This window comes from Pseudomonas sp. HMWF006 (assembly GCF_003061205.1).
In the GTDB taxonomy this organism is placed as follows: Bacteria; Pseudomonadota; Gammaproteobacteria; order Pseudomonadales; family Pseudomonadaceae; genus Aquipseudomonas; species Aquipseudomonas monsensis.
The window spans coordinates 1,655-4,695 of record NZ_QAIU01000598.1 but is presented as its reverse complement, the minus strand read 5'-3'; the positions used below and the strand labels follow the sequence as shown (position 1 = coordinate 4,695).

General features: G+C 59.9%; 4 protein-coding genes and 1 pseudogene. 2 read left to right on the top strand and 3 right to left on the bottom strand.

Translation table 11 applies throughout. The features are described 5' to 3' along the window. The coding region (locus DBR24_RS34110) for an FAD-dependent monooxygenase (RefSeq protein WP_256591912.1) at positions 1–422 on the bottom strand (422 nt) is incomplete at its 3' end. A gap of 177 nt (positions 423–599) precedes the next feature. Between DBR24_RS34110 and DBR24_RS27700 the strand changes: the two genes are divergently transcribed. After that, a complete protein-coding gene (locus DBR24_RS27700; RefSeq protein WP_128616298.1) occupies positions 600–1,484 on the top strand; it encodes a helix-turn-helix domain-containing protein in 885 nt (294 codons plus the stop codon). 133 nt (positions 1,485–1,617) lie between these two features. Here DBR24_RS27700 and DBR24_RS31160 read toward each other — a convergent pair whose 3' ends face one another. Next, positions 1,618–1,794: a hypothetical protein gene (locus DBR24_RS31160; protein WP_177490692.1), complete on the bottom strand. Its 177-nt coding sequence runs from the start codon at positions 1,792–1,794 to the stop codon at positions 1,618–1,620. A gap of 106 nt (positions 1,795–1,900) precedes the next feature. Continuing rightward, positions 1,901–2,833, bottom strand: a complete 933-nt coding sequence (locus DBR24_RS27695) for a LysR family transcriptional regulator (RefSeq protein WP_123466312.1) — start codon at positions 2,831–2,833, stop codon at positions 1,901–1,903. 114 nt (positions 2,834–2,947) lie between these two features. On the opposite strand from DBR24_RS27695, the pseudogene DBR24_RS34105 reads away from it, so the two are divergent. Further along, positions 2,948–3,041, top strand: a pseudogene (locus DBR24_RS34105) (MBL fold metallo-hydrolase); the annotation flags it as partial.

Genomic DNA, 3,041 nt, shown 5'->3' with positions numbered 1-3,041 from the left:
AAGGCTTCGTCGCTTTTCATGCCGTGGGGAACGACATGGCTGGCCTCGTAAAGGGTCGGCGCGCCGGCCTCCCGACGAGCGGCCATCAGGTCGCGGGTGACTTCGGTCTGACCGTAGATCATCACGGTCTGGCCACCGGTCAACCCGTGCAGGTCGATGTGCACCTGACGCCCGTCCAGGGCCAGATCGAAGCCGCCGTGCACCAGCCCTTCGGCGTCCATCCGCTGACTTACACCGGCCTGACGCAACAGCTCTACCATGCCTTGTTCAAGCACGCCGGCGCGGATGCGACCGAGGACATAGTCGGGTGTCTGACGTTCGAGAATGAGGGTGTCGATGCCGGCGTTGTGCAGCAACTGGCCGAGGAGCAAACCGGACGGACCGGCACCAATGATGGCAACTTGGGTTTTCAGCGTTTTCATTGTTTTTATGACTCGCAAGCTTCACGCGGCCAAAGCCGGTGAATGATTTTTATGGATCGAGTGCTTGCATTTTTCCCTTGCGGGTCTGTCAATTGAAGGTGAAAACTGAGCCGATATCTGTACATTCTGCCAATCGGTGCGATTATCGCCCAAAAACCTGAGGCCTGGATTGAAGTGATGAACACGCCTGACCTGCCTTCGATTCCGGTGTTCAAGCTCTACGGTGAAAGCCTGGACTGGCCGACCCCTGACTTGCTGCACTGTGAAACCATTTCTTCCCGCAGCCGCGAACACCAATGGGAAATCAAACCCCACCGCCACGCCGATCTGTGCCAGTTACTCTTCGTCTTCAAAGGTCAGGCAGAGCTTGAAATCGAAGGTCAGCGCACGCAACTCGAAACTCCGGCGATTCAAGTCCTGCCGCCGCTGTCGGTGCATGGCTTCCGTTTTTCCGAGGACGTGGAAGGCTTCATCGTTACCCTCGCCACGCCGCTGATCAACCATCTGCAGGCGCAGCTGGGCGAGTCGGTGCACGCCCTGGCCCAGACGCAAAGCTATCCGGCGGGCAAGGACGGCGAGTACCTGAACAGTCTGTTTTCAGCGTTGCAGGCCGAGTACAACGGCCATCAGCCGGCGCGGGAAATGCTCATGCATTCGCTGGTCAGCGTGATTATGGTCTGGGTCAGCCGTCAGGCTATCGTGCGACACAACGCCAGTCAGCGGCCGCAACGCCAGCGCGAATACCTCAATGGCTTTATTCAATTGGTGGAAGAGACCTACCGCCAGCATGTGAAGGTCGAGGATCTGGCCCATCGTCTGGGCATTTCCGTCTCGCATCTCAACGGCACCTGCCGGGAACTGGCCGGGCAACCGGCGCTGCAGATCATGCACGAACGCCAGTTGCTGGAAGCCAAGCGCTTGCTCACCTACACCAGCATGACCATTTACGAGATGTCGGAGTTGCTGGGGTTTTCCGATCCGACCAACTTCACACGCCTGTTCCGGCGCCGGGTGGGAATCTCGCCAAAGGCGTTTCGCGACCGTCTGAAGGCCGAGCAATAAACGCCTGAACGCCACGAACCCTGTGGGAGCTGGCTGGCCAGCGATAGGGGTGGTCCAGCCGTCTCAATGCTGAATGTCAATCCGCAATCGCTGGCAGGCCAGCTCCCACCGGATTGACTCCAGTTCAGGTCAATCAGCGCAACGCATTGAGCGTCGCGTTATGCGGAATGCAGCGTTCGAAATTACAGCTCGCGTAATCACGGGGCAGCTGCCGCATTTGCTCGACCCGCCAGGCCGCTGTGCCGTACAGCGCCAGCGTGGCGGCGCAGGTGATGAAAATCGCGAAGTACCTTCTTGTTTTGATGTTCATGGCAATGACCTCTGAACGCATACCCTGCGGTATTACTTTCAGCATAGGTCAGGTAGAAGCAGCTGCAAGCGTCGAGCGGCACGCGCCAAGATGAATGGCGGCGCAGCTAGCGTGTAGCTTGTGGCTTGACGCTGGAAACCGCTTCATCCCAAGCCGGGTTTTCGGGGAATCGCTGCACCAGAAAATCCAGCATGCTGCGCAGCGCCGCCGGCATGTGCTTGCGCGAGGCGTACACCGCGTAAATGTTCATCTGCCGTGGTTCGGCATGGGGCAACAGGCGCACCAGCTCACCGCTGTGAATATGCACCCCGGCCTGATAGGTCGGCAGCATCGCCACCCCCGCACCGGCCAGTGTTGCGCGCAGTAACGTGCTGGCTTCGTTGGCGCTGATATTGCCCTGTACCGGCACCGAAACCGGTTCACCGTCTTCCTCGAAATGCCACAGGCTCTTGCCGAAATACGAGTGCGTCAGGCAATTGTGCCGGCTCAGCGCTTCGACGCGCTGCGGCGCCGGTTGTTCTTGCAGATAGGCCGGCGCGGCGCAGACTACCGAGCGACACACGGTCAGGCGTCGGGCAATCAGGTTCGGATCGAGATCATTGCTGGTGCGGATTGCCAGATCAATGCGCTCGTCCACCAGGTTCACCGTGCGGTCGAGCATTTGCAGGTCGATGCTCACCCCCGGATAGCGTTTGACGTAGGCGGCCACGGCATCGGCCAGTTGTGCCTGGCCGAACGAGGTGCTGACACTGATGCGCAGCAGCCCGCGCGGTGCGTCATGGGGTTCGCTGACGGCGGCCTGCATGTCGCTCGACAGTTCGAGCATCTGCCGGCAGCGCGGGAGGATTTCGCTGCCCGCCGTGGTCAGGCTCAACTTGCGCGTGGTGCGGTGCATCAGGCGCGCGCCGACCCAGTCTTCCAGCTCCGCCAGATAACGCGACACCACCGGCCGCGACAGGTCCAGATGATCGGCCGCCGCCGACTGACTGCCCAGATCCACCACCGTGACAAACACCCGCATTGCTTGAAGACGATCCATGATTTGCCCGCTTTCAGAAACAAACTATGTTCAAGCATCGCATTTTTTGTACCGAGTCAGGCAACTAAGCTCTGTCCCATCGCCAAACACGGCATTCGGACCACGGAGCAACAGATGATCGGCTTCACTACCCTCAAGCGCGTTTTGCTGGCCACCGCCACCCTCGGTTTCGCGGCGCATGCTGCTGCCGCCAACCTGACACTGGATG

What these genes read in the sequence shown, in the direction of transcription:
- DBR24_RS27700 (WP_128616298.1), top strand. Translation starts at nt 600, where the DNA reads ATGAACACGCCTGACCTGCCTTCGATTCCGGTGTTCAAGCTCTACGGT.
- DBR24_RS31160 (WP_177490692.1), bottom strand. Translation starts at nt 1,794, where the DNA reads ATGAACATCAAAACAAGAAGGTACTTCGCGATTTTCATCACCTGCGCC.
- DBR24_RS27695 (WP_123466312.1), bottom strand. Translation starts at nt 2,833, where the DNA reads ATGGATCGTCTTCAAGCAATGCGGGTGTTTGTCACGGTGGTGGATCTG.